At 72.6% G+C, this 1,806-nt stretch carries 2 protein-coding genes; both read left to right on the top strand.

Going from position 1 to position 1,806, the window contains the following annotated elements; genetic code table 11:
- The first annotated feature begins 235 nt into the window (after positions 1–235).
- Positions 236–1,525 carry an aspartate aminotransferase family protein gene (locus IY392_RS15285; protein WP_194861666.1) on the top strand — a complete coding sequence of 430 codons (1,290 nt, stop codon included), beginning with the start codon at positions 236–238 and terminating at the stop codon, positions 1,523–1,525.
- A partial coding sequence (locus IY392_RS15290; protein WP_194861667.1) for an FAD-binding protein occupies positions 1,507–1,806 on the top strand: 300 nt, incomplete at its 3' end. The genes IY392_RS15285 and IY392_RS15290, both read left to right, overlap by 19 nt.

Genomic DNA, 1,806 nt, shown 5'->3' on the forward strand with positions numbered 1-1,806 from the left:
CGGCAACGCCTCGGCCAGGGTGTCGGCGGTGCACTGGCGGACCTCGACGAGGCCGCGGAACTCGTCGAGGTGGGCGGGAGGGGCGACGCCGTCGGCGGTGAGGAGGACGACTGTCGGTCGCGTGGCCAGACCCCGGTGGTGCTGCGTCATGGACACACCGTAGCGCGTGGGACCACACCCCCCGAAGATCGTCGGATTGTTGACAATCTACCGGCAGTCGCCACACACTGGCCCCATGACCGCGCACCTGTCCCCCCTTCTCAAGCAGGCCACTCCCGTCGTGGTGGACCACGCCCTCGGCTCGTGGATCCACGGCACCGACGGCCGCGACTACCTGGACTTCACGACCGGCATCGGCGTGACCAGCACCGGACACTGCCACCCGGAAGTGGTCGCCGCCGCCCGTGAGCAGTGCGGGAAGATCATCCACGCGCAGTACACGACCGTCATGCACCAACCGCTGCTCCAGCTGACGGAGAAGCTCGGCGAGCACCTGCCCGAGGGGATCGACTCGGTCTTCTACGCCAACTCCGGCTCCGAGGCGGTCGAGGCGGCCGTCCGGCTGGCCCGCATGGCCACCGGCCGACCCAATATCGTCACCGTCCAGGGCGGGTTCCACGGCCGCACCGTCGCCGCCGCCAGCCTCACCACCGCCGGCACCCGCTTCTCCGCCGGTTTCTCCCCCCTCATGGGCGGGGTGGTGATGACCCCGTTCCCGCACGCGCTCCGGCACGGGTGGACCCAGGACGACGCGATCGACTTCGCGCTCGCCGAGCTGGACTACCTGATGGCCTCCCGCGTCGACGCCCGCGAGATCGCGGCCTTCCTCATCGAGCCGGTACTCGGCGACGGCGGATACATGGCCACCCCGCCGCGCTATCTGCAGGGCCTGCGCGACCGCGCCGACCGGATCGGCGCGCTGCTCGTGCTCGACGAGGTCCAGGCCGGCATCGGTCGCACGGGCCGGTTCTGGGGCCACCAGCACACCGAGGGCCTGGTCCCGGACGTCGTCATCACCGCCAAGGGGATCGCTTCGGGCTTCCCCATCTCCGCGATCGCCGCACCCGAGGCCATCATGGCCAAGGCCTGGCCCGGGTCGCAGGGTGGAACCTACGGCGGCAACGCCGTCGCGGCCGCCGCCGGGGTGGCCACCCTCGGGGTGGTCGAGAGGGAGAGCCTGGTGGACAACTCCGCCGAGCGCGGGGCCCAACTCCTCGACGGCCTGCGGCGTAGCCTCGGCGACGTGGGCGAGATCTGTGACATCCGCGGGACCGGCCTCATGCTGGGCGTCGAGTTCGGCGACCCGACCGCACCCGCCGGGAGCGCCGGCGCGGTGGAGGCCGCACGCCTTGCCGGGGCGGTGCAGCAGGCGTGCGTCGACGAGGACCTGCTCACCCTCACGTGCGGCCCCACGGGGTCGGTGGTGCGACTCATCCCCGCACTGGTGGTGACGTCCGACGAGGTGGACTCCGGCGTGGAGCGGTTCACCCGCGCGGTCCACCGGGTGTGCGACGGGGCGGCGTGACCTCCGTCGACCTGCGCGGCGGCCTCCACGAGGCACTCGTGGCGGCGGGCCTCGCGCCCGAGTCGGACCCGCGCCGCATCGCCGAGTACTCCTACGACGCCTCCAACTACCGGGTCGTGCCCGCGTCCGTGCTGATGCCCCGGTCGGAGGCCGAGGTCGCCGCCGCGCTGGCCGTCTGCCACCGGCTCGGCGTGCCCGCCACCGTGCGGGGCGGCGGGACCTCCATGGCGGGCAACGCGATCGGGACCGGTCTGGTCCTGGACCTGTCGCGACACATGAAC

The sequence above is a fragment of the Dietzia sp. SYD-A1 genome, from assembly GCF_015356725.1.
Taxonomy (GTDB): domain Bacteria; phylum Actinomycetota; class Actinomycetes; order Mycobacteriales; family Mycobacteriaceae; genus Dietzia.